We start from the raw sequence: 26,062 nt of genomic DNA, 5'->3' as shown, positions 1-26,062 counted from the left end.
CCACACCCCGTGAGCGGCCCCGCACGTGAACCCCCGACCTCCCGGTTCCGTGCGGGGCCCTCCGCGTCCCTACTCCGAGCCCGGCCTCGGGGACCTGGGTGTTTTGCTCGATCGCAGCACGGGAGTCAGCACCGCTTCAACAAATGATCCCAAATCAGGGCAGCCGCTCTCTGAGGCTCTCTCGGATTTCCTCATACGAGTTGGGCTCCTGACGTCACCCCTCACATCCCGGCATGGCTGCCGCCCTCACACCACCATTGGCGCAGGCACCGGGGGTACGAAGGATCTCGCCGCCAGGTGGTCCGGCCGCTTCTCCGAGGACCCGGAGCCGACTCGCCTCGACGGGCGGCCGACGACAGCCCGGCCGCCCGCTTGCGCAAAGGTTCACGTGGCGGGCGGCCGCCCGGTTTCGACGAGGAGCGGCACAAGAGGCGCAACACCGCCGAACGGGCCATCAATCGACTGAAGCAGCACCGGGCGGTGGCCACCCGCTACGACCGACACCGTTACGCCTACCTCGGCACCGCCACTGTGGCAGCCCTCACGATCTGGCTCCGAACATGATCGACGGGCAAACTAGTCGGCGACGACCGCCGTGTTCTGGCAGGCGGTCAGCAGCCAGCGGCCATCGGCTTGCTTCGAGAGCACGTACAGCGGGGCACCCTCGCTCTCCTCGCCCGGGGCCAGGTAACGCTGACGGACCTTGACCGCCGCGACGTCGGGGCGGATGAAGAGCACGTGGACCACCTCGTAGGTGACCTTGCCGTCCCAGTTCGCCGCGGGGAGGACCTTGCGGGTGAACTCCGATATCGCGTCGAGGCCGATGAGGACCTTGCCATGAGCCGTCGTCCAGATCGCGTCCGAGTGGAAGAGGCCGAGGAACTCCTCGGGATCCTTGTTCTGCTGAGAGTGCTCGACGGTGGCGACGAGCCGGCTGATCGCTTCGATGTCTGCTGCGCGGGATGTGGATTCCGTGGTCATGTGGATCATGATCACACCTCAACCCTGATTGAGGTCAAGCGTGTGAAGCGGTAGGCGGGCCAGCCTCCGACCATGACCTGAAGGGTGCCGTCGTCCCATTTGGCGGTGCCGACCTTCGACTTGCCGACGCCATCGAGGACGATCTGCCGCCCGGTGCGACGACGACCGGCAGCCAGGTCACCGCGCAGTCGCCGTTGCAGGCGGACTTCGACGGGTTCGCGGCGCCTCTGTCGAAACGGTGGAGAGTGAAGCCGGCGCCGTTGACCACCACCGGGTTCAGGCTGCCCGCCTTGGACGCGGACAGCTGCGCCCACCGCTGCGCCTCCGGCTTCACCGTCGGCTTCACCGGACCGTTCGCCCAGTCATCCGTTTGGGGAGGCGTCGTTCGCCTTGGCGGAGCCACCGGGGAAGCCCGATCCTGCCCGGCCGACGGACTGCCGACAGCCGATGCGTCCTGGCCCGCGGCTACGGTGACCGCCGAGGAAACGGACATTGAGCCGCTCTTGCCGTGGCCGCAGGCAGTGAGCAGGAGTGCCCCGGCGGTGGCGACAGAGGCGATCGCCGCGATGCGCCTTCGAGCTGCCTTGCCCGGTCCAGCGGGTGCCGCCGGTGGTCGTGATCGATTACCCCCCTCCACCCCCTTGGTTACACCGTACATTCTGTGTACGATGTAACCAAGATCGCTGATTCGGAGGAACCGATGACCCATCAGACCGTGGCGCACGCTTTCGCAGCCTTGATGAACAGCCACGACCCCGACGCCGTGGACGGATTCGTCGCCGAGGACTACATCAACCACAACCCCTATGTGGAGGACGGCCGGGAGGCCAACCGGGCCTTCTGGACCCGCTGGTTCGCGGCGTTCCCGGACACCCGGGTGACCCTGGAAGACGTCCTGGTGTCCGGAGACCGGGTGGCCGGCCGGTTCACGTACCGCGCCACGCACCTCGGGTCGCTCCTGGGCGAGCAGCCCACGGGCCGCGAGGTGGAGATGCGGTCGCTGGACATCTGGCGGGTGGTCGACGGCATGGCCGTCGAGCACTGGGACGAGCTCAACACCATCGAGTTCTTCGGTCGGCTGGGCCTGCTCCCGCCGGTGGAGATGCCCGGCAGCCAGGCGGACGGGGCCGGTCGCTGATGGCCCCCGACGCGCAGCGGCCCGAGCCCTCCCCGTCCCAGCAGCGCCGGGACCGGGAACGCGCCGAGGCCCGGGCCACCATCCTCGCCGCCGCCCGCGACCTGGCCCGCACCGAAGGCTGGGACGCGGTGAGCATGCGGCGGCTGGCCGACCGGATCGGCTACTCCGCCAATTTCGCCTACCGCTACTTCAAAGGCCGCGACGACATCCTGCTCGCCTTCGTCCGGGACGGCTTCGCCCGCCTCGCCGACGCCATGAGCGCGGCTGGCGGCTCGCTGGAAGCCGCCACGGCGGCCTACCTCGACTTCGCGCTGGACGAGCCGGACCTCTATCAAGTGATGTACGGCCTGGGCGGAGTCCGGGTACCCGCCGCAGCGACCGAGGACGAGGGCGCCGGGGTCGGCGCCGTGATCGCCGGCATCCTCGGGGTCACCGACCCGTACGACGACCGCATCGCCCGGCTCTGGGCCACCGCGCACGGACTCGCCGCGCTGCACGCGATCGGCAAACTCCCCGTGGACCGCGCACACCTGCACAAACTGCTCTCAGCAAGCGTTGCCGACCTGACCCGTGGCACGTCGAACCCGCGAGGAGCCACGTCATGACCAACGCACCAACGATCGCCGACCGGTGGGCCGCCGCCGACATCCCGGACCAGAGTGGTCGCACGGCCATCGTCACCGGCGCCAACAGCGGGCTGGGCTACGTCACCGCACGCGAACTCGCCCGCCGCGGCGCGCGTGTCGTACTTACAGCACGGAACCCGGAGAAGGGCAGAGCGGCGCTGGGCAGACTCCGTGACGAACAGCCTGGCGCCGTTGTCGAACTACGCCCGCTGGACCTGGCCGACCTCGACTCCGTCCGAGTCTTCGCCGGTACCGTCGACACGCCGGTGGACATACTGATCAACAACGCCGGGATCATGATGCCGCCCCGGTCCTTGACCGCGCAGGGGTTCGAGTCCCAGCTAGGCACCAACCATCTGGGCCACTTCGCGCTGACCGGATTGCTGCTCGACAGACTCCGGGCCGGCCGGGATCCACGAGTGGTGACCGTCAGCTCGACCCTGCACAAGAACGGGTCCATCCGCTTCGACGACCTCAACGGCGAACGCTCCTACTCACCCCGCGCGTTCTACGCCCAGTCCAAGTTCGCCAACGTCCTGTTCGGCCTGGAACTGGACCGGCGACTGCGCGCCACCGGCAGCCCGGTGCGCAGCCTCCTCGCCCATCCCGGTTACTCGGCCACGAACCTCCAGTCCACCGGCCCGACCGGGATGCTCAACGCAATCCTCAAGGTCACCAACCGGCTCATGGCCCAGGACGTCGAGACGGGTGCCCTCAACCAGCTCTACGCGGCCGTCGAACCACGCGCCGAGGGCGGCCAGTTCATCGGACCGAACGGACGCAACGAATCCAAGGGATACCCCGCACTCGTGCAGCCGGCCGAATCCGCGAAGGACCTCGATACCGCCCGCCGCCTCTGGGACCTGTCCGAGCGGGTGACCGGAGTCCGCTACCGGTTCCCCGCCGAAGAGGAGACCGGCCCGCCGGAGACCGAAGCCTAATGGCCACTGCCCGGAAGCCTTTGAGGGCGTTCACGGTACGTGCGACTTCGTTCCTGCGTGCGTACGGGTCTCGGTTGAAGCCGCTGGGCCTACCTCCCGCACTGCCGCGGTCGCGTCGGTGGGCCCGCTGGTCGCGGCGATCGGGAATGACGTGCCGGATCTGACGTCGCCGCAGGTAACGGTGGTTGTGGCGTGAGGAGTATGCCTAATACCCCGTCGGTGCGAAGTAACGGAGGTGAGCGGGAGCTGTTCGGAGTCACGAACCCGTCCTTCGCGCGGCCTGCGCCGGGGCGCGGCAGTCAGCACGGCAGTGGCGGGCGAACAGCCTTTCATGTCACCGCACTTCATACGACACCGAACGTAGAGGGACGGATGCCTTTGTGCCGATTGCGCCGCCATGGTGCTCGCGGGCACGGCGCACAGTGGAGGATGACACGAGGATGACACCGTGAACAGTCAGGACCACGAACAGCTCCGCGCCGCCCATTACGGGGCGAGCCCGCTCGACGATCGCACGCTGTTCCTGTGCGACCTCGTGGAGGGCGCCGAGGTCATGATGGACCTGGGTCTCGCGCTGAGCCTGCGGCAGCGGCTGGACCGCGGGCGGGGTGCCGGGGCGGCGGCACACTTCCTTGAAGAACCGCGGGACACCAGCACCGTACTCGGCCTCGCAGTACCGACCCGACACGATGGCGTCTAACGACTCTGCTGGTGCAGCGGAGGCCAGGGCGGGGCCATGCGGTTGGCCAGGGTGGGGCTACGGGGACGTAGCTTCCGTCGGTAGGGTGCCGCTAACGCACAGCGCACCAACCAGTCGGTCCCCTGACGCTATTTCAGGCCGCAGCGGGCTCGGGGGCCGGTTCCTGCGGGAGGGGAGTCGGAGGCGGCTACTCACCTTCTTGGTCAGCCGCTACCGCGCTATCCCGCGTTGCGCGGCGAGAGGCGCCGTGTGATCCGGTCGAACAGCTCCGTCAGTGGCTCGCCGACGTCCCGGCCGAACTCGGTCAGCCCGTAGGTGACCTGCGGCGGCGTCGTGGGTTCGACCTCCCGCCAGACCAGGCCGTCCTGGACCAGCGCGCGCAGGGTCTGAGCGAGCATCTTCTCGCTGATGCCCTGGATGCTCTCGCGCAGCTCGTAGAACCGGAGGTCGTTGCTCCGCAAGGAGATCAACACCCAGATGCCCCACCTGCTGGTCACATGGTCGACCACATCGCGCGCGGGGCAGTCCGTGTGAAACACGTCATACCGCTGCCCCGTCTCGGCCTGTGTGTGCTGCACGCTTCCCGCCACGTGACGAGCTTACCTCAGGGTATGCCCTTACTAAAAGTTAGCCCGGCTCCTAGCGTGAAGGCCACCAAAGGGCATCTGACGAGGAGCTGAACATGATCGTGGTAACCGGGGCTACCGGGAATGTGGGCCGGCCGTTGACGCGGGCTCTGGCCGAGTCGGGCAGGCAGGTGACGGCGGTGTCACGGCACGCGGCGGCGGTGCCGGACGGCGTCCGCCACGTGGTGGCCGACCTCGCCGAACCGGGCAGCCTCAAGCCCGCGCTGGCCGGGGCGAAGGCGCTGTTCCTCCTGCTGTCCGGCGACCTGCACGCCACCGGAGCCAGCCCGGCCCTCATCATCGGCGAAGCCGCGGCCAGCGGGGTCCGCCGGGTCGTCCTGCTCTCCTCGCAGGGCGTGGCGACCAGGCCCTTCGGCCCGACGCGGATCGCAATGCGCGCACTGGAGGACGCGCTGCGGAATTCCGGCCTGGAGTGGGCCATCCTGCGGCCGGGCGGCTTCGCCTCCAACGCCCTATGGTGGGCCGAGTCCATCCGCGCGCGGCAGGTCGCCGCCGCGCCCTTCGGCGACGTCGGTGTGCCGGTCATCGACCCGGCGGACATCGCCGAGGTCGCGGCAGCCTGCCTGCTGGATGACCGGCACACCGGCGGCGTGTACGAGCTGACCGGCCCGGAAGTGATCACTCCGCGCCAGCAGGTGGAGGCCATCGCCGCCGCGCTGGGCTCGCCCGTGCGGTTTCACGACCTCACCCACGACGAGGCCAAGACCGCCATGAACCAGAGCATGCCGGCGGAGCTCGCCGAGGACACCCTGGCCATCCTCGGCTCCCCGAGCCCTGCCGAGCTGCGCCTCAGCCCCGACGTCGAGCGGGCCCTCGGCCACGCCCCGCGTCCGTTCGCCGACTGGGCCGCCCGCAATATCGCCGCGTTCCGCTGAGACCGGTCAGCGCCGCTGGAACTGCTCGGCGTGCTCGCCAGTCCACTGCTGACAGTCGCGAACCTGATCCGGAGCTGACGCATTAAGGGGTTACCTGAGGTGGTGGGGCCCTCTAATGCGGCGGAGACGCAGCGCGCTACGGCCCGCAGGTGGTTCGGTGTTCATGGCCCGAGTGATCGCGCGGGCCATGGAGATCACGGCGGGGATGTGCGCGGAGGGGTGGATCTGCTCAGAGGGGGTGACGACCAAGATGGCAGCGATGACGGCCCGGTGCCGGTCATGGACGGGGGCGGAGACGCAGGTCAAGAAGGTGTCCCATTGGAGGCGTGAGTACACCGCGATCTATCGCGTCGGATGGCCGCAAGCCGGGACCGCAGCTCCTCGGCCGTTCCCATCAAATCGTCCTCGCCGACCGACCGGTCAGAGTCAAGGAAGTCCTCTTGCACCTGGGGGGGGCGCGAAGGCCGGCAGGATGAGCCCGGGAGCGGTGGCATGCAGCGGCATCCGGCCACCGACCCGGTACATCACACGCGGGGCATCGAGCACGGAGATCCGCTCGATGAGGACGCATTCCATGCCTTCGCTCCCTGCTGCGCACCGGGGCGAGCGGTACCGGCGACGGGACCAGCCTCGTCACCCAGCGACGCTACGACCCCGATTACCAGCAGCGGTGGTACTTCCAGTACACCGGCTACAGCGACAGCCTGGCCCGCCTCATCGACCTCCGCAGCAACACGTGCATGGGCGCCCGTGCCGGCGACCATGCCCGCCCGGGAGACCCATCAGTGATCTTCCGCTGCGAAGACCCCCGGACCAACAACGACAACACCACACCTTCGCGACCTGGTCGCCGTGCTGGACGCAGCGTGGAAGCAGATGGTCGAGCGGCTGAAGGAGGCTGGCGCCGACGCGAAGATCAGCATCGAGGTACAGCCCAACGGGCGGGCGAAGCTGAACGTGGAGAAGCTCCACGCGCTGGGTGAACCGAAGTCGCTTGCCTGGCTGCGCAAACGGGTCGAGAAGATGCTCCCGAAGATCGACCTGCCGGACCTGCTGTTCGAGGTGCACTCCTGGACGGGATTCCTGAACGCCTTCGTGCACCTGGGCGACGGGAAGACCCGCATGAACGACCTGACCACCTCGGTCGTGGCGCTCTTGGTGAGCGCGGCGTGCAACATCGGGATGACCCCGGTCATCAACCCGAAGATCGAGGCGCTCACCCGCTCCCGCCTGGTCCACGTCGACCAGTACTGCCTGCGCGCCGACACCATCGCCGCGGCCAACGCGGCGCTGATCGAGGCCCAGGGGAAGGTGCCGATCGTCCAGCACTGGGGCAAGGGCATGCTCGCCTCCGTCGACGGCCTGCGCTTGGTCGTGCCGGTCCGCACGATCGACGCCGCGCCGAGCCCCAAGTACTTCGCGAAGAAGAAGGGCATCACCTGGCTCAACGCGATCAATGACCAGGTCATCGGGATCGGGCAGATGGTGCCCGGCACCCCGCGCGACTCCCTGTTTCATCCTGGACGCGCTGCTGAACCTGGACGACGGGGTGAAGCCGGAGATGGTCGCCACCGACAACGCCTCCTACTCCGACATGGTCTTCGGCATCTTCAAGATGCTCGGCTACCGGTTCTCCCCGCGGTTCAAGGACCTTGAAGACCAGCGGTTCTGGAAGGCCCAGATGCCCGGCGGTGAGGCCCTGGGCGGCTACGGGCCGCTGGAGGCGATCGCGCGCAACAAGGTGAACGTGAAGAAGGTGCTCACCGCCTGGCCGGACATGCTGCGGGTGGCCGGCTCCCTGGTCACCAACCCGCGCCCGCTCCCTCGCCATCGCCTGGTGGGCGGGCGCGCTCGCCCTGTCCGGCCTCGTCGCGTCAAGCCGGGTCTACCTCGGCGTCCACCGGGCCACCGACGTCACCGCCGGCTTCGCCCTCGGCGCCGCGTCCGCCCTCACCCTCATCACCGCCGACCTCGGTCACCGGATGTGGACCCGGCGGCACCACGCCGGCGGGGCCAACGGCTCTTAGACCACGTCGAAGTTGGCCATCATGGCCATGTCCTCGTGTTCGAGGTTGTGGCAGTGCAGCATGTAGCGGCCCCGGTAGCCGTCGAACCGGACGAGGACTTCCACGACCTCGTACGGGCGCACGTCAACGGTGTCCTTCCACCCGGCGTCGCAGGGATCCGGCGTCCTGTTCCCGCGGGCGACGACCTGGAACTGGGCCAGGTGCAGGTGGACGGGATGGTGGAAGTCGCTGCTGAACCGCCAGCGTTCCACGCTGCCCAGCCGCGGGGCGGCCCACACCTTCGAGGTGCTGAACGGCTTCCCGTTGATGGTCCACATCTGCCGCTCCTCACCGTCGCCCGTACGGCGGAAGTCGAAGGAGCGCACCGGCATCGCCCGGGTCGCGGTGAGCTTGTCGAAGGCGGACAGGCGGGCGGGTACCCGGCTGTCGTCCTTCTCGGCGCGCACGATGTGGAAGCGCATTACCTGGCGCATCCTGCCGTCGGCCGCCGTGTTGACCAGGGTGATGCGGGTGCCGACCGGATGCTCGGAGAAGTCGATGACGACGTCGAGGCGTTCGGCGGGCGCCATCGCGAGGGTGGCCAGGCGCTGGGGCGCGGCCAGCAGGCCGCCGTCACTGCCGATCTGGATGAACGGCGGGTGTGCGCCGTCCTCGGTGTCCAGGCGCAGCTGGTAGCGGCGGGCGTTGGAGGCGTTGAGCAACCGTAGCCGGTAGCGGGTGTTGGAGACTTCCAGTTCGGGCCAGGGTGCGCCGTTGACGAGCTGGACGTCGCCGAGTACCCCGTCCATGTAGGCGTCCTCGACGCCGGGCCGCCGGGTGCAGGTGGGGTCCAGGGCCGGGTAGCGGAAGGAGCCGTCCGCTTCGAAGGAGCGGTCGGCGAGCATCAGCGGGATGTCTCGGTCGCCGCCGGGCAGGGGGAGTCGGTCGTCCTCCTCGTCGCGGACGATGAAGATGCCGGCCAGACCGCGCCAGACCTGAGGGGCGGAGAAGTCCATCCGGTGGTCGTGGTACCAGAGCGTCGCGGCCCGCTGCGGCAGCGGGTAGTCGTAGGTGCGCACCGCCGTGGTGGTGTCGCCCTGCATCCGCTCAGCGCCCATCGAGTGAGCCCCCGGCGGTGCGGCGGCCGCGTCGTAGCGGTTCTGGCCGGGGGCGCAGCGTGTGGGCAGCACGAGGTCGGTGGGGTATCCGTCGGATTGGGGCGGGGTGACGCCTCCGTGGAGGTGCATCGCGGTCGGTACGGTGAGCATGTTCCGTACGCCTACCACCGTGCGCCTTCCGGAGCGGGTGGTGAAGGTCGGGCCGGGGAAGATCCCGTTGTAACCCCAGACCGTGGTCTTGCGGCCGGGCAGGATCTCTACCTGGCCCTCCCGCTGGTCGAGTTCGTAGAAGTCCGCGCCCGCCTCCGTACGGGCCGGTCGTGCCGCCGGCGGCACCGGCAGCGGCACCCGGAACGGTTCGGGCACAGGACCCACCGTGCGCAGGATCCGTCCGGTGGAGGGCGGCGCGAGGCGGGAGTAGCCGGCCGCCCCCAGGGTGATGGCCGCACTCGCACCGGCGGTCAGTCCCAGAAACCCCCGGCGGCTCAGCCTGCCCGTACGCCGCGGGCTCACCGCGCCCCGCCCGCGACGTGAGCAGTCGGCCGGTAGGTGTGGGCCCAGCACGTCAGGGCCGTCGCGCAGCCGAAGACGGCCATGCCGAGCGGCATGTGCCCGGCCAGGACGCGCGCCTCGCCCAGCCCCTGCTGCACGGAGACGAGCACGACCAGCAGGGCGCTCGCCGCGGCCGGCCAGCCCGGCCCTCGCAACAGCCGCCACACCAGCACGGCCGCCGCCGTCTGCACGACGGTGAGCGCGCCCAGTGCGGCGGCGTTCGCCGCGTGCCAGGCCAGCAGATCGAGGTCGCCGGTGACGAACAGGCCCGCGAGGGCCGCCTGTACGAGGGTGTCCAGAAGCACCAGCACCGCGCTGGCCCGCAGCAGGCGCAGCGGCCAACGCCGCCGGGGCGGGGGCTCGGGCGGAGCCGCCGGAGCAGGGGCGGGTATGAGCTCGGGGACAGCATGGGGCATGACTGAACTCCCTGTATTCCTGGCCTGGTCGTCTCGGGGACCGCTCAGCGGCGCGGGCTATCGGAGCCCGGCGGGGTGCGTGCGCTCGTACTCCGCGAAACCGTCGGCGACGCCCAGGAAGATCTCACCGAAGGACAGGTAGCCCTCGGCGATGAGCGGGGTGTCGCGCAGCGCCTCGACCAGGAAGTAGTAGGCGCCGAGGTCCTCGGTCTCCAGCACGGCGAAGTCGGAGAAGCGGCCGTGGAACGCCTCGGCGTCGAAGAAGCGGGCCGAGACCCGGTCCGCGTACGCGGCGAACACGGGCTCGATGTGCTCGGCGCGCATCGCGCCCCGCTCCGGGCGCGACAGCGCCAGCCAGCGCGGGGCGAACGTGTAGGTCAAGACGATGCCGTACTTCATGGGTCCCCCCGGATCACAGCCGCGAGCTATTGCTAACGGTGTTAACTTTCGAGGGGTCAGCTAAAGTTACAGGTGTTCACTTTGTCAAGCGGGTCCACGCCCCGGACCCCGAGAAGGCACACACCGAAAGGCCACCGTGACCAGCACAGGCAATCCCTCCCCGAGCCGTCGGCACCGGGTCCGCGAGGACGCGCTGGAGGAGATCCTGCGCACCGCCCGCCACCTGCTCGTCGAACAGGGCCCGGCCGCCATCACCCTGCGGGCCATCGCCCGCGAGATGGGTATGAGTGCGCCCGGCCTGTACCGCTACCACCCCAGCCACCGCGACCTGATCCAGGCCTTGACGTCCCACCTGTACGAGGAGCTCGCCACTGCCCTGGCCACCGCACGCGACCAGGAACCCGCCTCCGAACCAGGGAGGAGACTGCGGGCGGTGAGCCGGGAACTCCGCCGCTGGGCGCTGAGCCATCCCCGCGAGTTCGGCCTGCTGTTCACCAAGCCGCTCACGGACGCCGACACCGCCCCCGGAACCGCCGCCCACGATCCCAGCTGGCGTTTCGGCGGCATCATCCTGGACCTGATGGTCCAGCTATGGCACCGCGGCGGAATCCAGCCGCCCACCACACTCGACAACACCTGGATCACCCAGCTCGAAGAAGTACGCGAACACCTGGCCGGCGAGCCGGTCCCCCTGGAGGTGATCTACGTCTTCGTTGCCTGCTGGACCCGGCTCTACGGGACCGTCGCCGTCGAGGTCTTCGGCCACCTCGACTTCGCCCTCACCGACCCGGACCCCCTCTTCGAACACACCCTCACCGACATCCTGACCGCCCTCGGCGCCCCCACAGACTGAACGCCTGCCGGAGTACTCACCCCTCTAGGCCGTTTCCTCTGGTCAGCACACTGAGCACCGGTTCGAGGAACAGCGGGAGTGGCCCCCACCAGGTCCTCGGCCACCTCTCCTCGGCCGCGGTCGCGGACAGGGGCCAGGAGAGCGTGACCCGGCAATGGATCTTGTCGATCACCCGGCCGCCGGGAAGTTCGGGGATCTGGCCATCGGGAGTGCCGGCCGGGTGGACGGCGATGCGCGGGCCGGGTCCATCACGGTGTTCCCGGTCCCAGGTACGCAGGTGGTCGGCGATCATCTCGGCGAAGGCGGGGCCATCCGGGCCAAAGGCATGGACTCCGTATTCGAAGGCCGTCTCATCGGCGGTGACACGGGGGTGATGTAGGCGAAGTTGGGGCCGTCCACGCTGGCCATCGAGAACCGCTTGTTGTACGGGGAGACCAGGCCGGTGTCGAGGTCCGGGTCCACGGCCATGGTGCAGAATCCCGGCAGCACGGTGGCCATGTACATCTGGAGCGTGTCCACGGGCACCCCTCGCTTGACGGTCACTCCCGTCCAGGATTCGGTCCGTGGGCTGCGTACCGCGTTGGCCAGCATGCTCGGCTCGGGGGGGGGAAGTCCGTCATCGAACCGCAGGACGATTTCTTCGGTACCGTTGACCAACAGCAGTTGGGCATCGCGCTCTCCGGCGCCCTGCATGGACACGAATCCGCAGATCCGCGCCGAGATACTGACCAGGCGATCGCCCGAGGGCGCGTCCACGGTAGCCACCCGCGTCGCCGGGGCCATCCGCGGGGCTGGCGGCCGTTCCGGCGGCTGCGGATCAACATCACTGCTGATGAGCTGACGAACGTCGCTCACCCGGTTCAGCGAGACGAGGTACGGGATATGGGAAGCCCCGATGCCACCCTGATTGTGGCCGCTACGGTGACGGGAGGGCACGTCGAGGGCCAGCAGGACATGGTGCGGCGCAGGCGCTTTCTTACCGGGACAGTTGGCATTGGCGCGGTCGTAGCCGCTGGCAGCCCGGCCGCCGCTCACGGGCGAGGACCTGCGGCTGACCCGCGCAGCATGCTCGAAGCCGCACTGTTCCAGCCCCCGGTCGTGAGCCCTGTGCCGCTTGAACAGCTCACCCGCGCGCTGCGCCGGGCGCGCGAGGACTTCCGGCAGGTCCGCTACACCCGCCTCGCATCCGACCTGCCGGTGCTCCTGGCGGCCGTGGACGCGACCCGCGAGGCCCTGGACGGCCACCCGCGGGAACGCGCCTGCGCCGTGGCAGCGGGCGCCTACAGCCTGGCGGGTGAGCTGGCGATCAAGCTGCGCTCCGAAGAATCGTGGGTAGCCGCCGACCGGGCCCTGACCGCTGCCCGAGCGTCCGGGCTGCCCGCGCCGCTGGGGGAAGCCGCTCGTGTTCTGTCAGTGGCCATGCGGCATGCCGGCCGTCACCAGCAAGCCGTGGGCCTGCTCACCCGCACCAGCCGCGAGCTTGCCGATGACCACGCCCCGGAGGCGCAGGCTGTACGCGCAGCGATGCTCCTCACCTGCGGCTACACGGCAGCGCACTACGGGGACCGCACGGCCGCGCTCGACATGCTCGGCGAGGCGGAGAGCATCGGCCAGCAGATCCCGTACGGGCCCGGACTGGACCAGGTGACTGTGCAGGCCACATCCGAGCAGTGCGACAGCTTCCGGATGAGCGTCTTCAACAAGCTCGGCACCCCTGACGAAGGCGTCGCGGTGCTGCGGCGCATCCGTCCCGGGGTTTTCCCGACCGCTGAGCGGCGCGCGCGCTTTCACACGGACGCCGCCCGGATGTGGCACCAGCTCGACGACCCCCGGCGCACCTGGGCCGAGCTGCGGGCGATCGAGCACGAAGCGCCGGAGGAGGCCCGTCGGCCATCCGTGCGAGCGCTCACGACGGATCTGATGTGCTCGTCTGTCAGCCTTCCAGGTCCGGGAGTTCGCGGTACGCACGGGGGCGGTCCACAGCTGAAGTCACCTCCACAGGGGCGATACGTCGGCGGCCGCGCCAGGGCCGGCGGCAGCCCGAGCCTCTGTTGGAGGTGGCACCTCCCGGCGGAGGAGGTATTGAAGACGTCCGCCCACAGCGTCTGAGTGAGCCGTACAGCAACGCGGGGCGGCCGCACCACACCGGTCTTCCCGCTCCACCGAAGACCGTCCTCCCTCCATGGCTGCCCAACGAAGCGAGCCCGAGCAGCACCTGCTCGGGCTCTTTCGCCATGCCGATCGACAAGGAGAACAGTGACCAGTTCGCGTACCCCCGGGGGAGCCGGCCGACAGCGGTCTCGATCGGGCCTTGAAGGGCGTCACGGAGGCGCTTGCGAAGACCGACGTCAAGGCCGGGGGGGCTGTTCGCCCTCGACGGGGGCTTGACCGCCCTGCTCCGCAGCGCCTTGTCCGAGGGCCCGCTGCCGCGCGTCGCGGTCGGCCTGGCCTCTGGATTCCTCGCGATCTCGTTGGCGTTCATCGTGCTTGCGGTGCTGCCGCGGCTCGGCGATGAGGGAACATCGTTCCCGACCTGGGCGTAGATGAGCCCGGAGGAGATTCGTCAGGCCGCCCAGGAGGAAACCCGCCCGCACCAGGTGGCGATCTTGTGCAGGATCGCCAGGCTCAAGTACCGGCGCTTCATCGTGACGTCCATCGCCACGGGACTTGGCGCGCTGCTCCTCCTCGCGGCGAATCACCTCGCCGCCCTCCGATGAAGGCGACTCCCGCCTGCCCATGCGGCGGTAGACCAGGGGGCACGCTCTCGTTCCCGGCGGCCTGCCGCTGCCGCGTCTCCCAGAGGGAATTCCACGACCAGCTCGTCACTTCCTGTCGTGGACCTGCGCCGCGACCCGGCCGACGGCGTGCTCGACCACGTCGAGAAGGCGCTCCAGGTTCGGCTGGTCCGGGACACGGTGGTGTGCAAGCACCGTTCGGTCGGTGCGCGCACCGAGCACGGCATGTGGGTGCGAGTCAAGCGGCGCCCGTCTGGCAGGATCGACGGTCAGGGCTGGAGCGGCATCGCGGCGCCCCAGTGACACGGCAGATGTGCGTGGCGGGAGGAAGGCGGCGCGGTGATGTGGCGTGCGGACGAGGCGGAGCTGGTCGCGGCCGTCCCTTGTACGTTCCGGTGACCGGCTGGCGGGCGACCCTGAGCTGCCGGGCTCGTGTGGACGACGTAGAACGCTGCGCTGGACGCGCTGGCCTCGCAGCGCACGACGCGTCTCGCCACGCCGGATTCCGAGCAGAGTGATTGAGTTTGACACACCATTCGACGTCGGACGTTACAGATGCAAGTTAGCCGCCGCCTAGCGCATAGTCGACGAGCGCGGCTAAGTGGCGACGGTGCTCGGTGGCCGGCAGCGCGTTCAGTGCAGTAAGGGCGCGACCCACATACTCGTCGCGCAACTCCCGAGCACGCAGTACGGCACCGCTGTCCCGCACCAGAGCACGCACTTCGTCCCAGCGCATGTCGCCCGAGGCCAACCGGGTCCGGTCCAGAGGATTCGCTGAGTCGACGGCGAGCATCAGGGGGAGCGCGGGACGAAGGTTGCGCAGGTCACTGTCGACCGGCTTGGCCGCGCTAATCGGTCCAGGTTCATAGGGCAGCAGGTCGTCGCCGATCTGGAAGGCGATGCCGAGCGCCTCCCCGAACTTCCCCAGTGCTGCCACCTCCTGCGGGCAACCGCCGACCAGCACCGCTCCGATCTGGCACGCGCCGCTCATGAGCGCGGCGGTCTTCAGCCGCACCATCTCCACGTAGGCGGTGGTGCCGCTGGCACCACCGAACGGCAGTCCCTGCCCACACCCGCTCAGCATCAGCTCCATGGCAACACCGGCACTCAGGTCGCGCCCACTGTCACCGACGATGCGGACAGCCTCCACGACCGCCTCCGCCGTGGCTCCGTGCTGGTGGCAGACGGCCAGCGACTGAACCAGGGCGAAGAACAGGGCGTCACCGCCCAGGACTGCGTGCGCCGTGCCGAACCGACTGGGTACGGACGCCCGGCCACGCCGCATTGCGTCACCGTCGATCACATCGTCATGTGCCAGGCTGGCGACATGGGCGAGTTCGATGCCAACTGCCACCGGCAGCAGCTGCCCACGTGGTAGCACCTGCTCACGGGGGCCGCTTACCGTTGCGGCCGACTGCAACACGAGTACGGGCCGCAGTAGTTTGCCCCGCGGAGACAGCCCCCATCGGTGCACAGGGGCCAGCGGATCCCGCTCGCAGGAGGACAGCCACCGCTCAATCTCGGTGCTGATCAGGTCTTGCATGTCCCCGAGACCGGGGATTGTGTCGCGCGTCATCGGGAACAGTTCCCTCTCCGTCGTGGGATCTGCTCTGCAGTGCGCCTTCGCAGCGGCTTCGCGTCGTCCGCCTCACTATTCTGCACGCCAGCCCAACGGCCGTGCGGGTCACGGGCTTACGTATCACCCGTTTGTGCGTCGGCGTGGTCCTTGCTCGTCGCGCCCGGCCCAACTCACATCGCACCGAGGACAGTTAACCTTCCGGTCCAGTGAGGCTCCGAACGAAGATTTGACCGTGACGCCAACCATGACTGTCTCGTTGTCGTGACCATGGGGCCTTCTGAAACCTCCTCCACGCCGGACGCTTCCCCCGATGCCGATGGCATGACGGTGGTCATTTCCCTGCCTCGGCAACTCTTCTCCATCGCGTCCGTGCACCCTCGGAGCTCGTGGCTGCGCACGATGCATGACCAGTGGCTTGATGAGCAGTTCACCGCCTCCGGCATTTCAGGAGGCATCAACGTGGTGCGCAAATGCGACGCCGTCAGCCTGTTTTTGCACGGCATGCCGCACGCGCCTGCGGACAGGGTGCTGGAGGCGGCCCTGATGGCGTCGATGGCCTTCGCGATCGACGACCTTTTCGAGACCGGGCCGCAAGTCGAACTGAACTCATATCTCGCGGTGGCACATGCAGACGGTGCCGCCATCGACCGGAATGCGGACCTCGTGATCTTCGCCCGGGCGATGGAGCGGGCGCGGCAGGCCATCGGGCCACGGCTGTACGCCCGCACGCTCAAGAGCCTTGAGAAGTGGGCGAACAGCACCGCGACCGCGAATGCGGCAGTGTCCAGCTGGGACGGCATCGACGACTATCTCAAGCGCCGATGGGTCGACGCCGGCTTCGGCGGCGTGCGTGTGGTCGTGGAGTACTGCGCAGGTGTCGACCTCACCGACCTGGAGGAGTCGTCGCTTCTGGACGACCTTCACACCGCTTGCTTCGAGCACTCCGTACTCGTCAACGATCTGTTCTCCTACCGCAAGGAGAAGCAGGCCGGGTACGGCATGAACGCGGTAAGCGTGCTCACGGACACGGAAGGCATGACACTGCAATCCGCGGTCGATACCGTGTGCAGCCGGATCGCAGCCGCTGAGGAAGCCTTCGCCGAGCAAGTCCGCCTCTTCACCCATAACGACCCCAACGCACACGCCGACATCGCCAGGTACGTACACGGGTGGCGGGACGCACTGGCTGGAAACATCGCCTGGGCCCTCACCAGCCCCCGCTTCAACGGACACCGGCTTCCCCTGAACAGCTCACTCCCCACCCACATGGTGCTGCATCCCTCCCACACCACCTACCGCTACCCGTGAAGGTGATGGATGTCCATCACGCCTTCCGCCGGCGTATGGTGCTGCGCGGCGTCAGCCTGGAACTCGGCACGGGGATGGTGGCCGGTGTCGTCGGCGAGAACGGCGCCGGCAAGACCACCCTCCTGAGAATTCTCTCGGGCGAATTACGGGCCGACCATGGCGTGGTCCACCACCGCGGCCGCATCGGGTACTGCCCGCAGGACGTGGTGCTCAACAACTCCCTCACCGTCCGCCAGCACCTGGCCTTCTTCAAGGTCGCCTTCGCACTCGCGGACCTGCGGCGAGCCGAGGAGATCATGGAGACGCTGAGCCTCTCTCAGTACCTCGACGAACGCGCCGGTGTGCTCAGCGGCGGCACCAGACAGAAATTGAACCTCACCCTGGCTCTCATGCATGATCCGCAGGTCCTGCTGTTGGACGAGCCCTACCAGGGCTTCGACTGGGACACCTATCAGCGGTTCTGGGACCTTGCCTCCCACCTGCGGGATGCCGGGCGCTCCGTCTTGGTGGTCTCCCACCTCGCCCACGACGCCGAGCGCCTCGACGAAGTATGGCAGTTGAGTCAGGGCGTGCTGCGGCCGCGGACCGCGCTGCCGTCATGAGGCTTCACCTCAGGTGGTTCACCACGGCCACCCGCTACGCGCTGGTCGAACACGGCCACAACCGGTTGGCCATGGTGCTGATCGCCCTCTACGTCCCCGCATGGGTCACCCTTGCCCACCTGTCCGTCTCCCCAGCGCCCGTCCGCTTCAGACTGTGGGAAACGGGACAGCTTCTGGTGCATCGCGGCAACGACCTCACCCAGATCTCCGGCGCCCTCAACGCCGTCTGCCTGATCACGGGCTTCATGATGTTCGCCGCTACATTCGCCAGCGGCACATTCGACCGCCGCCTAGCTATGGCTGGCTACTCCCGTACCTACCTCGCCTTGGCCAAGCTGGCCTCCCTGGCAATCGCCGCTGCTGGCGTGGCCTCCTACGCCACAGCCGCCATCCGCGCCACCACGACACTCCAGCAACCACTTCTGGTCGCCGCCGCGCTGTTCTGCGCCGCCATGACCTATGGCGCCCTCGGGGTCACACTCGCCTCCCTGCTGGACCGGGAAGTGGAAGGTATGTTCGCCATCGCGATGATCAGCGTCGTCGACATCGTCTTGCAGAACCCCGTCATCAGCTCCAATTCCGGGAACTCCATCGTGCTTTACCTGCCTGCCTTCGGCGCCGTACAAGCAGCGTCGGCCGGCGCGTTCTCCACGACCGCCCCACTACACTGCCTCGGTGTCCAGTTCCTGTGGTTCACCGCAGCCGCGCTGATGGCACTCTTCGCCTTCCACCGACGCACCCGCAACGCCCTGCCCCCGACAGCAGTCGCTGACGTCCCTACCTCATAGCTGCGACGATTGATGCCTTGGGCGGGGACAGCCAGGGCTTTGGTCCCTTGCTTGCCGCAGTGGAAGTCGTCCACACCGGCTCTCTCGTGATCGACGACGTACAGGATGGGGCCTTGCTCAGTCGCGGCGGCGCATGTACGGTTCGGCCTGCCCTGGCCGGCAACGCCGTTGCGGCAGCCTATTTTCGCGTTCGACCGGGTGCCTCGGCTGGTGCGCCGATGAATGCGCACACGCAGGCAGTAATGCAGCGGTCCTGGATAAGGATGCTGCGGACCGCGCTCGAGGACCTGCGCGCGGACTCGGTGAAGTCTCCGGCTGCGATCTGGGGCGCTGCGCTGCACCGGTGGCAAGCTGTCCTGTGTCGTCTTGTCCAACTGCAAGCTCTACTACGCCACCTTCCACCGGGCCCGCGCGGCAGGGCCGGTGATCGTCTCGAAGTGCTCCCTGGCAGAGGCTTCGTTCGCCCTCTGCGATCTGTCCGGGGCCTGTTCCGACGGTTGCGGCTTGCGGCGCACCGAGTTCGAGGCCGGGCACGCCTGAAGAGAATGAATCCGGCGCATCCATAGTGCCGACGCTTGAGCACCTTGATCCGGTTCCCATGCCCTTCGACGGCCCCGGAGCTGCAGGCCACGGCGAGCCCGGCGGTGGCAGCGGCGAGGCCCTCGCCCGTAGCGGCGCCACCCATAGCGGCCGACGAGCTGCTCCGCTTTGCTCAGCGAACACCCTCACACAGGCGCAGAAGAACCGTCTGCCCTCAAGGTCGATCTCGTCCTCCTAGCCGCCGGCCACGGTGCCGACGAGCCTTCGTACTCACCGGCTACTCCCCTCCTTTGGGATGCAGTGGCTGCCACCCACGCTATCGGGGTCGGACGGTGAATGAGGTGTTGTCGCGTCACCGTGAAACGGCGCTCTTCGACGTGAAGTAGCCGGCTTGACTAGTCGGAGCTCCATGACACGACTGCGTACCCGTCGGCGCCGCTCTTGCCGTCGTTCCGCTCGTTGCCTCCGGGGCCGCCCGCGCCACCGTTGCCCGCGTTCTTCCTCACGGGCCCTGGTAGGCCGGGGCTGTAGCCGCGCGCGCCAGCATCACCGGCGGCAAGGTTGTGGGCGTTGCCGCCGTTCCGGCCTTCCGCGCCCCTCCCCTGCGAGCGAAGCCCCCTCGGAGCACCGCACCAGTGCTTGCCGCCTCCGCCGCCGTGACCGCCGATCGTGCCAGGCCTGTCTCCGTAGCCTTCCGCGCCACCGCGACCGCCGTAGGTGCGACCGCCTCCGCTGCCCCCGCTTCCCCCGGGCCGGGCTCCGACACCGTTCTGGAAGCCGCCGCCCCCGCCGCCTCCGCCCCCGCCGCCCGCGTATCCGAGCGGGCTGGCATCCGGAGTGAAGATCGCCGAGTCTCCGCCGCCTCCTCCGCCACCGGCGCCGCCGCCATCGTTCTGGTTGCCCGGGGAGCCCTGGGTACCCCCGTAGCCCGCCGAACCGCCCGTTCCCCTCTCCTGGCGACCCTGGTGCCCCTTGGGGCCGCCTCCACTACCGCCTCCGACCCGTACACCGATCGTCGACCCCGATGACATGCCCGTGACGGTGCACTGCACGATGGCCCCGCCGCCACCGCCGCCACCGCCGCCACCGGTGCCGTAGAGCTCGGCGTACCAGCCTCCGCCCCCTCCGCCGCCTCCGCCACCGATCAGGAAGAAGCTGAACCCGGTCACGCCAGCCGGCAGCTTGAGCTCGTAGTAGCCCGGCGTTTCATAGATCTGAGAGGCGGCCTGCGCCGGCGTGGCGTCGAGCCCACCGACCAGCAGAGTCGCCGCGATCACCGCTGCGGCTCTCCGCTTCCGCGACTTCGTCATGATGCCCCCATCCGTGGGTGTCACGTGGGGCCTCAGGGTCACCCCTACCCTGCGCTGAACTGACGAAGTTCAAGCCATTTCACACGAACGGGCTTCCCGTCGAAAACCCGTAGCAGCCCGCGAAGTCAGACGCGGCCTCGCCGTGCTCAGTACGTCGCCAAGGTGGCGCGACCTTCAGCTGCCTGGGGCAGGCTCTGGTCTCTGAGCTGGCTGGCATGCAGAGCGCGGAAGGCTTGCGCTGCGGAAGTGCGGGTCAGCCGTGTCCTGTCGGGCTCGATACCTGACGCCGCAGGGTCAGGTACGGGGCTAGGCACTGTTTCTCGGATCATGTTCGGAGCCAGATGGCGAGGGCTGTGAGTGTGACGGTGCCGAGGTAGGTGTAGGCGCGTTTTTCGTAGCGGGTGGCGACGGCGCGGAAGCCTTTGAGGCGGTTGATGGCGCGTTCGACGGTGTTGCGTTTCCTGTAGGCCTCGCGGTCGAAGCCGGTGGGCCGGCCGCCTCGGGAGCCTCGGTTCTGCCGGTGTCTTTTCTGGTCGGGGCGTTCGGGGATGGTGTGCGGGATGCCGCGTCGTCGCAGGTAGCCGCGGTTCTTCCGGGACGTGTAGGCCTTGTCCGCCAGGACATGGTCGGGGCGGGTGCGAGGCCTTCCGACTCCATTGCGGGGCACCGCGACTTGGCCGAGGACGCGCTCGAGTTGGGTCCGTCGCCGTGGTGCCCGGGTGTCAAGACGAGAGCGAGGGGCCGGCACCGTCCGCCGGCCGCGAGGTGGATTTTGGTGGTGAAGCCGCCACGGGAACGTCCCAGACACTCACCGATCGGACCACCTCCTCCAGCTGGACAGCCAGTTTCCGCAACACCGGATCGACCTGGTTCGTCCCCCGGGCGGCCCCCCTTTTTTCAGGAGCTGCGGCGGGTGGTGCTTTCCTCGCGCCGGCGGCGTGCTGGTGAGCCCGCACCACGGTGGAGTCCACCGACACGTCCCAGTCGATCGAGCCCATCGCGCCCTCGGCAGCCTGGATTCGCGAGAGCAGCATCCTCCACGTTCCACCGGCTGACCAGTGGCGATGCCGCTTGTAGACGGTCTCCCAGGGCCCGAACCGTTCCGGCAGGTCCCGCCACTGCACGATCGTCCGCACCCGGTACAGCACCCTGTCGATCACCCGGCGGTGATCACTCCACCGGCCCCCACGCACACCACCAGGAGGTAAGAACGACTCCAGTCGGTACCACTCCGCATTCGTCAGATCCCCACGGCCCATACAACAAACCTGACCCCAACACCCCACCCACGTCAGGAGATCCGAGAAACCTGGCCTAATTCAACGCTGCGTAGTCAGCACCAAGTCAGCACGGGAGGGGTGACCAGGGGTGCTGACGTGGGATTTTAGTCAGCACCAAGTCAGCACGGGAGTCAGCACCCGAGTGCCAGATCATCCCAATCGCGACATTATTCCGCGCCGAATTCCTAAATCGAGTTGAGTGATCTACAGGGCCCGCAGAGCCCCTCATGGGCGCTGCCCTCACACCCCGCCCACGAAGTATGGTCCCCCACCACATAGGCCCCTGACCTGCATCTTCCTACGGTATGGCGACGCGATGGCGCGCCCCTCACCCACCCGGAAGTGATGACCATGGCCAGCCCCTCCCCACGCACACCAACTCCCAACTCGCTCCCCAGAATCGTCGTCGCGAGCCTCATCGGGACCACTATCGAGTGGTACGACTTCTTCCTCTACGGTTCCGCCGCCGCTCTCGTCTTCAACAAGCTCTTCTTCCCCGACTCCGATCCTCTGGTCGGGACGTTGCTGTCGTTCCTGACCTACGCCGTCGGGTTCGCCGCGCGGCCGGTCGGGGCGTTGGTGTTCGGGCATTTCGGTGACCGGCTGGGGCGTAAGCGGCTGTTGGTGGTGAGTCTGCTGATGATGGGGAGTGCCACCTGCGCCATAGGGGTACTGCCGACTCATGCCACGGTCGGGGCCCTCGCGCCCGTGCTGCTCACCGTTCTCCGGCTCGTGCAGGGTTTTGCGCTCGGGGGCGAGTGGGGTGGTGCGGTACTGCTCGTGTCCGAGCACGGGGACGCGCGGCGGCGGGGGTTCTGGGCTGCGTGGCCGCAGACCGGGGCGCCGGCCGGGCAGTTGCTGGCCACGGGGGTGCTGTCCGCGCTGACAGCCTTGTTGTCGGACGAGGCGTTCCTGTCGTGGGGATGGCGGGTGCCGTTCCTGTTGTCGGGGCTGCTGGTGATGGTGGGGCTGTGGATCCGGCTGTCCGTCGACGAGTCCCCCGTGTTCAAGGCGGCGCTCGCCCGGGCGGAAGCGAACGAGAAGCAGGGGGACGTCGCCGAGCGGATGCCGCTCGTGGCCGTCATGCGTGACCAGTGGCGGGACGTCCTGATCGCCATGGGTGCGCGGATGGCGGAGAACATCAGTTACTACGTCATCACCGCCTTCATCCTCGTGTACGCGACCGAGCAGACACAGTTGTCCAAGCAGAGTGCGCTCAACGCCGTTCTGATCGGCTCGGCCGTGCACTTCGTGGTCATCCCCGCGTGGGGTGCCCTGTCGGACCGGGTCGGGCGGCGGCCCGTGTATTTGTTGGGAGCCGCGGGTGTGGGGGCCTGGGCGTTTCCGTTCTTCGCGCTGGTCGACCGGGGGTCGTTCCCGTCGCTGATCGTCGCTGTCACAGTGGGGCTGGTCTTCCACGGTGCGATGTACGCACCGCAGGCCGCGTTCTTCTCCGAGATGTTCGCGACCCGGGTGCGGTACTCGGGCGCGTCGATCGGGGCCCAGTTCTCGTCCGTGGCCGCCGGTGCCCCGGCTCCGCTGATCGCCACTGCGTTGCTCTCCGACTACGGCAGCGCGACCCCGATCGCCCTGTATGTGATGGCCGCGGCTTTACTCACCCTCGTCGCGGTCGGATGTGCCCGCGAGACCCGGAACCGCGATCTCGCAGACAACCCCGAGGAGTCCGCCGGGCAGGGTTCGCCTTCAGCTGCTGCCGCCACCGAGCGTCGGTGAGAGGCCGTGCAGGCGCAGGGCGAGCTGGATCTCCAGGGTGCGGGCGGGTGACTGCCAGTCCGCGCCGAGGAGTCGGCCCACTCGGTCCAGCCGCTGCGCGACGGTGTTGACGTGCACGTGCAGCGCGTCCTTGGTGCGGACCGGGCTCATGCCGCCGGCGAAATAGGCGTCGAGGGTGCGGATGAGCGCGGTGCCGCGGCGGGCGTCGTAGTCGACGACGGGCCCTATCGTCCGGGTGACGAACTCCCCTACGTGGGTTCCCCCGTGCGTCCCGGTCAGCAGCAGGCCCAGGAACCCGAAGTCTTCGGCCGCCGCGCCCTCCCCGCCGCGGCCGAGTGCGTGCAGCACGTCCAGGCAGCGGCGGGCTTCGGCGTAGGCGGTGGCGACGTCGCCGGGGCGGGCGGCCGGTGCGGGGACGGGCGTGGAGGCACCGACGGTGACGGGTGCGTGGACCGCCGTCCTGAGGCGACGTGCGGTGTTCCGTGCGGTCGTCGTGGCGCTGTCGCTCGGGCCGTGGGGCAGGAGCAGGACGGCGCCTCCGTCCCGGGCGACGGCCAGGCCGTGGCCGGTGGCGGCCAGGTGGGAGGCGGCGGACCACAGGCGCTGCCGGTCGGCGAGGGCATCGGCACGCTCGTCCGCGATGCGGGCGGCAAGGACGATGTGGGGTGTGTCGAGGTCCGCGCGCAGGCGTACGGCGCGTTCGCGCAGGAGGCGCGGGGCGCGCTCCGGGGCGTCGAGCAGGTCGTCCAGGAGTTCACCGCGCACACGCTGTTCGGCTTCGTCTGCCGAGCGGCGTGCCAGTTGCAGGAGTGACGTGACCATGGCGGCGCGTTCCAGGGTGCGCCGGTCGACGGGGTCGAGGCCGGGGCGGTCACGCAGGCGCAGGGCGCCGAGCAGTTCGTCGCCGGCGGATACGGCCGCGATCCAGTCGTCTCCCTGGCGGACGGCGCGCCCTTCGGCACGGGAGCGTTCCACGGCGGACGCGGGCCCGTGGCCGGGTTCGAGGAACTCGACGCGTCCGTCGAGGACTTCGGTGACCGCGGCGGCGACGTCGTGGACTCCGCCGCCGCGCAGGACGAGTTCGGTGAGCCGGTCGTGGATGTCGGCCGCGCGCTCGACCGCGGCGCTTCGGTCGCGGATGATCTCGTTGGCGGCTTCGAGTTCGGCCAGCGCGGAGCGGGTCTCCGCGAGGAGGTTGGCGGTGTCGATGGCGATGGCCGCGTGGGCGGCGAAGGACGCGAGCAGGGCGATCTGCTGCCGGTCGAAGACCCGGGAGCGCCGGTCGGCGGCGAAGAGGACACCGATGACACCGCTGCCGAGCTGGAGCGGGACGCCCAGGATCGCGACGAGTCCTTCGTCGCGCACGCCCGAGTCGATGACCGTGGTGTGTTGGAAGCGGGGGTCGTCCAGGTAGCTGTCGGTGGCGTACGGGCGTGCCGCCTGCGCGACGAGCCCGCCCAGCCCCTCCCCCATGCCCAGCCGCAGCTCCTGGAAGCGTGCGGAGACCGATCCGTCGGTGACCCGCATATAGGTGTCTCCGGCGATGGCGTCGTGGAGGGTGAGGTACGCGGCGTCGGTGCCCAGCAGCGAACGGGCGCGTCGCACGATGGCCTGCAGCACCGCGTCGACGTCGCGCAGCCCCGCCAGGTCGTGCGCGGTGGCGAAGAGCGCCGAGAGTTCGGCCTCGCGTCGTCTGCGGTCCTCCAGTTCGGCCCGCACGCGCAGGGCGAGGAATTTGGCACGCTCCACGGCGGCGAGCCGGGCCGGTGGTTCCCCGTCGGCGCGGGCGCGCAGGACGGGCCGTTCGTAGGCGTCGGCGGGCGCGCCGCCCGCGAGCAGTGCGAGATAGGCGGCGAAGGGGCTTTCGGTGTGGTCGTCGGACATGGGGACAGGCTTACCGCCGGACGGTGGACGGCCCGACGACGGGTGGTCCGTCCGCGGGTGGTCCGTCCGCGGATGGTCCGTCCACGGACGACCCGGTCCCGGACGGCCCGTCAACGGGCGGTCCATCCGCCGTCCATGGTCAGCGTGCTGCCGGTGATGGAGAAGGCATGCGGCCCGCAGAGGTAGGCGACGGCTTCGGCGACCTCTTCCGGTTCGATGAGCCGCTTGAGTGCCTGTCCAGCCAGCAGCACCTCCGTCAGAACGCGCTCGACGGGCAGGGAGTGCGCGGCGGCCTGGTCGGCGAGCTGTTTCTCGACCAGCGGTGTCCGCACGTAGCCGGGGCTCACGCAGTTGGAGGTGACGCCGTGGGGCGCTCCTTCGAGGGCGGCGGTCTTCGAGAGTCCTTCGAGGCCGTGTTTGGCGGCCACGTAGGCGGACTTGTAGGCGGACGCGCGCAGCCCGTGGACGGAGGAGATGTTGACGATCCGGCCCCAGCCCTGCGCGTACATGTGCGGCAGAGCGCCCCGCAGCAGCCGGAAGGGGGCCTCCAGCATGACGGTGATGATCCGGTGGAAGGCATCGGGCGGGAAGTCCTCGATGGGGCAGACCAGTTGGATACCGGCATTGTTGACGAGGATGTCGGTGCCTGCCACCGCGGCATGCTCGGCCGCGTCGAGGTCGCTGAGGTCCAGCACCACGGCCTCGACGCTTCCGGGCAGGCCCTCCGTCCTCCGGCCGAGCGCCTCGAGGCCGGCGGCGTCGAGGTCCAGGGCGCGCACCGTCGCCCCGGCGGCGGCGAGCCGCAGGGCACAGGCCGCGCCGATGCCACTGGCGGCGCCGGTGACGAGAGCGGTACGCCCCGCGAAATCAGCGCTACGTCCCGCGAAATCGAAGGCGTTGAGAGAGACGTCGAGGGGGACGTTGTGGGGAATGGGTGTGGGACCGGTCATGAGGAAAGCCTAGGGAGACGATGCCGGCGGATCGATGGGGTGCGGGTACGTAGCGTCTGTGCTGTGGGTGGGTGCCGGCTACATAAGCCCGGACGGCGGC

At 69.0% G+C, this 26,062-nt stretch carries 28 protein-coding genes and 4 pseudogenes; 18 read left to right on the top strand and 14 right to left on the bottom strand.

What is annotated here, in order from left to right; genetic code table 11:
- Positions 1-576: 576 nt before the first annotated feature.
- Together FHS38_RS25265 and FHS38_RS36405 are read right to left on the bottom strand one after the other, a co-directional pair.
- Entirely contained in the window at positions 577-990 is a 414-nt protein-coding gene (locus FHS38_RS25265) for an SgcJ/EcaC family oxidoreductase (protein WP_373301770.1), read from the bottom strand.
- A gap of 25 nt (positions 991-1,015) precedes the next feature.
- On the bottom strand, positions 1,016-1,474 hold the full coding sequence (locus FHS38_RS36405; protein WP_376700065.1) for a hypothetical protein: 459 nt from the start codon (positions 1,472-1,474) through the stop codon (positions 1,016-1,018).
- Between the two features lie 207 nt (positions 1,475-1,681).
- On the opposite strand from FHS38_RS36405, the gene FHS38_RS25260 reads away from it, so the two are divergent.
- From FHS38_RS25260 to FHS38_RS25250, 3 genes are read left to right on the top strand one after another with little or no spacing between them, the layout of a single operon-like run.
- On the top strand, positions 1,682-2,119 hold the full coding sequence (locus tag FHS38_RS25260) for an ester cyclase (RefSeq protein ID WP_184737148.1): 438 nt from the start codon (positions 1,682-1,684) through the stop codon (positions 2,117-2,119).
- Positions 2,119-2,724 (top strand): TetR/AcrR family transcriptional regulator, encoded by a 606-nt coding sequence (locus FHS38_RS25255; protein ID WP_184737146.1) that lies wholly within the window; start codon positions 2,119-2,121, stop codon positions 2,722-2,724. Before FHS38_RS25260 ends, FHS38_RS25255 begins: the two co-directional genes overlap by 1 nt.
- Positions 2,721-3,686, top strand: coding sequence for an oxidoreductase (locus FHS38_RS25250; RefSeq protein WP_184737144.1), 966 nt, complete (start codon positions 2,721-2,723; stop codon positions 3,684-3,686). The genes FHS38_RS25255 and FHS38_RS25250 overlap by 4 nt, the downstream gene beginning before the upstream one ends.
- Here the strand turns inward: FHS38_RS25250 and FHS38_RS35610 are convergent.
- Positions 3,682-3,891: pseudogene (locus FHS38_RS35610) on the bottom strand (IS5/IS1182 family transposase); the annotation flags it as partial. The gene FHS38_RS25250 and the pseudogene FHS38_RS35610 overlap by 5 nt on opposite strands.
- Positions 3,892-4,134: 243 nt before the next feature.
- Between FHS38_RS35610 and FHS38_RS25240 the strand changes: the two are divergent.
- Positions 4,135-4,386: a hypothetical protein gene (locus FHS38_RS25240; protein WP_184737142.1), complete on the top strand. Its 252-nt coding sequence runs from the start codon at positions 4,135-4,137 to the stop codon at positions 4,384-4,386.
- A gap of 218 nt (positions 4,387-4,604) precedes the next feature.
- On the opposite strand, the gene FHS38_RS25235 is transcribed toward FHS38_RS25240, so the two are convergent.
- Positions 4,605-4,976, bottom strand: a complete 372-nt coding sequence (locus FHS38_RS25235; RefSeq protein ID WP_184737140.1) for a winged helix-turn-helix transcriptional regulator — start codon at positions 4,974-4,976, stop codon at positions 4,605-4,607.
- Positions 4,977-5,068: 92 nt separating this feature from the next.
- Between FHS38_RS25235 and FHS38_RS25230 the strand changes: the two genes are divergently transcribed.
- Complete coding sequence (locus tag FHS38_RS25230) at positions 5,069-5,908, top strand: SDR family oxidoreductase (RefSeq protein ID WP_184737138.1); 840 nt, start codon at positions 5,069-5,071, stop codon at positions 5,906-5,908.
- Between the two features lie 426 nt (positions 5,909-6,334).
- Here the strand turns inward: FHS38_RS25230 and FHS38_RS36560 are convergent, their stop codons facing one another.
- On the bottom strand, positions 6,335-6,484 hold the full coding sequence (locus tag FHS38_RS36560; protein ID WP_444545768.1) for an IclR family transcriptional regulator domain-containing protein: 150 nt from the start codon (positions 6,482-6,484) through the stop codon (positions 6,335-6,337).
- A 249-nt stretch (positions 6,485-6,733) separates the two neighbouring features.
- Between FHS38_RS36560 and FHS38_RS35605 the strand changes: the two are divergent.
- Both FHS38_RS35605 and FHS38_RS25215 read left to right on the top strand, forming a co-directional pair.
- Positions 6,734-7,766 (top strand): annotated as a pseudogene (locus FHS38_RS35605) (Tn3 family transposase); the annotation flags it as partial.
- Positions 7,738-7,935, top strand: a complete 198-nt coding sequence (locus tag FHS38_RS25215; protein ID WP_184737183.1) for a phosphatase PAP2 family protein — start codon at positions 7,738-7,740, stop codon at positions 7,933-7,935. The pseudogene FHS38_RS35605 and the gene FHS38_RS25215, both read left to right, overlap by 29 nt.
- Here FHS38_RS25215 and FHS38_RS25210 read toward each other — a convergent pair.
- The 3 genes from FHS38_RS25210 to FHS38_RS25200 form a co-directional block, all read right to left on the bottom strand.
- The gene (locus FHS38_RS25210) at positions 7,932-9,398 is read right to left on the bottom strand and encodes a multicopper oxidase family protein (protein WP_229822027.1); all 1,467 of its coding nucleotides are present in this window, start codon (positions 9,396-9,398) and stop codon (positions 7,932-7,934) included. The two genes, FHS38_RS25215 and FHS38_RS25210, sit on opposite strands and share 4 nt — an antisense overlap.
- 143 nt (positions 9,399-9,541) lie before the next feature.
- Positions 9,542-10,000 carry a hypothetical protein gene (locus tag FHS38_RS25205; protein WP_221495331.1) on the bottom strand — a complete coding sequence of 153 codons (459 nt, stop codon included), beginning with the start codon at positions 9,998-10,000 and terminating at the stop codon, positions 9,542-9,544.
- Between the two features lie 57 nt (positions 10,001-10,057).
- Positions 10,058-10,381, bottom strand: coding sequence for a darcynin family protein (locus tag FHS38_RS25200; RefSeq protein ID WP_221495330.1), 324 nt, complete (start codon positions 10,379-10,381; stop codon positions 10,058-10,060).
- 154 nt (positions 10,382-10,535) lie between these two features.
- On the opposite strand from FHS38_RS25200, the gene FHS38_RS25195 reads away from it, so the two are divergent.
- Positions 10,536-11,252, top strand: a complete 717-nt coding sequence (locus FHS38_RS25195; RefSeq protein ID WP_184737131.1) for a TetR/AcrR family transcriptional regulator — start codon at positions 10,536-10,538, stop codon at positions 11,250-11,252.
- 16 nt (positions 11,253-11,268) lie between these two features.
- Here the strand turns inward: FHS38_RS25195 and FHS38_RS35595 are convergent, their stop codons facing one another.
- Complete coding sequence (locus tag FHS38_RS35595; protein ID WP_229822029.1) at positions 11,269-11,544, bottom strand: hypothetical protein; 276 nt, start codon at positions 11,542-11,544, stop codon at positions 11,269-11,271.
- Positions 11,541-12,287 (bottom strand): class I SAM-dependent methyltransferase, encoded by a 747-nt coding sequence (locus tag FHS38_RS35590; RefSeq protein ID WP_229822036.1) that lies wholly within the window; start codon positions 12,285-12,287, stop codon positions 11,541-11,543. Before FHS38_RS35590 ends, FHS38_RS35595 begins: the two co-directional genes overlap by 4 nt.
- Before the next feature lie 30 nt (positions 12,288-12,317).
- On the opposite strand from FHS38_RS35590, the gene FHS38_RS25185 reads away from it, so the two are divergent.
- From FHS38_RS25185 to FHS38_RS25170, 4 genes are all read left to right on the top strand, one after another.
- Positions 12,318-13,361, top strand: coding sequence for an XRE family transcriptional regulator (locus FHS38_RS25185; RefSeq protein ID WP_184737130.1), 1,044 nt, complete (start codon positions 12,318-12,320; stop codon positions 13,359-13,361).
- Positions 13,362-13,636: 275 nt separating this feature from the next.
- Complete coding sequence (locus tag FHS38_RS25180) at positions 13,637-13,795, top strand: hypothetical protein (protein WP_184737128.1); 159 nt, start codon at positions 13,637-13,639, stop codon at positions 13,793-13,795.
- Entirely contained in the window at positions 13,796-13,969 is a 174-nt protein-coding gene (locus tag FHS38_RS25175; RefSeq protein ID WP_184737126.1) for a hypothetical protein, read from the top strand. It begins immediately after the preceding gene.
- 117 nt (positions 13,970-14,086) lie between these two features.
- Positions 14,087-14,290, top strand: a complete 204-nt coding sequence (locus FHS38_RS25170) for a hypothetical protein (protein WP_184737125.1) — start codon at positions 14,087-14,089, stop codon at positions 14,288-14,290.
- Between the two features lie 259 nt (positions 14,291-14,549).
- Here the strand turns inward: FHS38_RS25170 and FHS38_RS25165 are convergent, their stop codons facing one another.
- Positions 14,550-15,563: a polyprenyl synthetase family protein gene (locus FHS38_RS25165; protein WP_184737122.1), complete on the bottom strand. Its 1,014-nt coding sequence runs from the start codon at positions 15,561-15,563 to the stop codon at positions 14,550-14,552.
- A gap of 270 nt (positions 15,564-15,833) precedes the next feature.
- Between FHS38_RS25165 and FHS38_RS25160 the strand changes: the two genes are divergently transcribed.
- The 5 genes and pseudogenes from FHS38_RS25160 (at position 15,834) to FHS38_RS25145 (ending at position 18,804) form a co-directional block, all read left to right on the top strand.
- Entirely contained in the window at positions 15,834-16,874 is a 1,041-nt protein-coding gene (locus tag FHS38_RS25160; protein WP_260420911.1) for a terpene synthase family protein, read from the top strand.
- Positions 16,875-16,879: 5 nt separating this feature from the next.
- Positions 16,880-17,476: an ATP-binding cassette domain-containing protein gene (locus tag FHS38_RS25155; RefSeq protein ID WP_260420896.1), complete on the top strand. Its 597-nt coding sequence runs from the start codon at positions 16,880-16,882 to the stop codon at positions 17,474-17,476.
- Positions 17,473-18,264: an ABC transporter permease gene (locus tag FHS38_RS25150; RefSeq protein ID WP_229822037.1), complete on the top strand. Its 792-nt coding sequence runs from the start codon at positions 17,473-17,475 to the stop codon at positions 18,262-18,264. Before FHS38_RS25155 ends, FHS38_RS25150 begins: the two co-directional genes overlap by 4 nt.
- Before the next feature lie 17 nt (positions 18,265-18,281).
- Positions 18,282-18,380, top strand: a pseudogene (locus FHS38_RS35585) (hypothetical protein); the annotation flags it as partial.
- 250 nt (positions 18,381-18,630) lie between these two features.
- Positions 18,631-18,804: a hypothetical protein gene (locus FHS38_RS25145; protein WP_184737117.1), complete on the top strand. Its 174-nt coding sequence runs from the start codon at positions 18,631-18,633 to the stop codon at positions 18,802-18,804.
- A gap of 1,635 nt (positions 18,805-20,439) precedes the next feature.
- Here the strand turns inward: FHS38_RS25145 and FHS38_RS25140 are convergent.
- Positions 20,440-21,373 (bottom strand): annotated as a pseudogene (locus FHS38_RS25140) (IS5 family transposase).
- A 366-nt stretch (positions 21,374-21,739) separates the two neighbouring features.
- Between FHS38_RS25140 and FHS38_RS25135 the strand changes: the two are divergent.
- Positions 21,740-23,128 carry an MFS transporter gene (locus FHS38_RS25135; RefSeq protein ID WP_373301771.1) on the top strand — a complete coding sequence of 463 codons (1,389 nt, stop codon included), beginning with the start codon at positions 21,740-21,742 and terminating at the stop codon, positions 23,126-23,128.
- On the opposite strand, the gene FHS38_RS25130 is transcribed toward FHS38_RS25135, so the two are convergent.
- Together FHS38_RS25130 and FHS38_RS25125 are read right to left on the bottom strand one after the other, a co-directional pair.
- Positions 23,099-25,012, bottom strand: a complete 1,914-nt coding sequence (locus FHS38_RS25130; protein ID WP_184737113.1) for a helix-turn-helix domain-containing protein — start codon at positions 25,010-25,012, stop codon at positions 23,099-23,101. The two genes, FHS38_RS25135 and FHS38_RS25130, sit on opposite strands and share 30 nt — an antisense overlap.
- Before the next feature lie 110 nt (positions 25,013-25,122).
- Complete coding sequence (locus FHS38_RS25125; protein ID WP_184737111.1) at positions 25,123-25,962, bottom strand: 3-hydroxybutyrate dehydrogenase; 840 nt, start codon at positions 25,960-25,962, stop codon at positions 25,123-25,125.
- Between the last annotated feature and the right edge of the window lie 100 nt (positions 25,963-26,062).

The organism is Streptomyces netropsis (genome assembly GCF_014203545.1).
Taxonomy (GTDB): Bacteria; Actinomycetota; Actinomycetes; order Streptomycetales; family Streptomycetaceae; genus Streptomyces; species Streptomyces netropsis.
This window is presented reverse-complemented; position numbering and strand designations above follow the sequence as displayed.

Coding starts and splice junctions, on each gene's coding strand:
- FHS38_RS25130 (WP_184737113.1), bottom strand. CDS start 25,012: ATGTCCGACGACCACACCGAAAGCCCCTTCGCCGCCTATCTCGCACTG.
- FHS38_RS36405 (WP_376700065.1), bottom strand. CDS start 1,474: ATGTCCGTTTCCTCGGCGGTCACCGTAGCCGCGGGCCAGGACGCATCG.
- FHS38_RS25165 (WP_184737122.1), bottom strand. CDS start 15,563: ATGACGCGCGACACAATCCCCGGTCTCGGGGACATGCAAGACCTGATC.
- FHS38_RS25175 (WP_184737126.1), top strand. CDS start 13,796: ATGAGCCCGGAGGAGATTCGTCAGGCCGCCCAGGAGGAAACCCGCCCG.
- FHS38_RS25205 (WP_221495331.1), bottom strand. CDS start 10,000: ATGCCCCATGCTGTCCCCGAGCTCATACCCGCCCCTGCTCCGGCGGCT.
- FHS38_RS25160 (WP_260420911.1), top strand. CDS start 15,834: ATGGGGCCTTCTGAAACCTCCTCCACGCCGGACGCTTCCCCCGATGCC.
- FHS38_RS35595 (WP_229822029.1), bottom strand. CDS start 11,544: ATGATCGCCGACCACCTGCGTACCTGGGACCGGGAACACCGTGATGGA.
- FHS38_RS25260 (WP_184737148.1), top strand. CDS start 1,682: ATGACCCATCAGACCGTGGCGCACGCTTTCGCAGCCTTGATGAACAGC.
- FHS38_RS25230 (WP_184737138.1), top strand. CDS start 5,069: ATGATCGTGGTAACCGGGGCTACCGGGAATGTGGGCCGGCCGTTGACG.
- FHS38_RS25265 (WP_373301770.1), bottom strand. CDS start 990: ATGATCCACATGACCACGGAATCCACATCCCGCGCAGCAGACATCGAA.
- FHS38_RS25250 (WP_184737144.1), top strand. CDS start 2,721: ATGACCAACGCACCAACGATCGCCGACCGGTGGGCCGCCGCCGACATC.
- FHS38_RS25185 (WP_184737130.1), top strand. CDS start 12,318: ATGCTCGAAGCCGCACTGTTCCAGCCCCCGGTCGTGAGCCCTGTGCCG.
- FHS38_RS25255 (WP_184737146.1), top strand. CDS start 2,119: ATGGCCCCCGACGCGCAGCGGCCCGAGCCCTCCCCGTCCCAGCAGCGC.
- FHS38_RS25155 (WP_260420896.1), top strand. CDS start 16,880: ATGGATGTCCATCACGCCTTCCGCCGGCGTATGGTGCTGCGCGGCGTC.
- FHS38_RS36560 (WP_444545768.1), bottom strand. CDS start 6,484: ATGGAATGCGTCCTCATCGAGCGGATCTCCGTGCTCGATGCCCCGCGT.
- FHS38_RS25135 (WP_373301771.1), top strand. CDS start 21,740: ATGACCATGGCCAGCCCCTCCCCACGCACACCAACTCCCAACTCGCTC.
- FHS38_RS25125 (WP_184737111.1), bottom strand. CDS start 25,962: ATGACCGGTCCCACACCCATTCCCCACAACGTCCCCCTCGACGTCTCT.
- FHS38_RS25150 (WP_229822037.1), top strand. CDS start 17,473: ATGAGGCTTCACCTCAGGTGGTTCACCACGGCCACCCGCTACGCGCTG.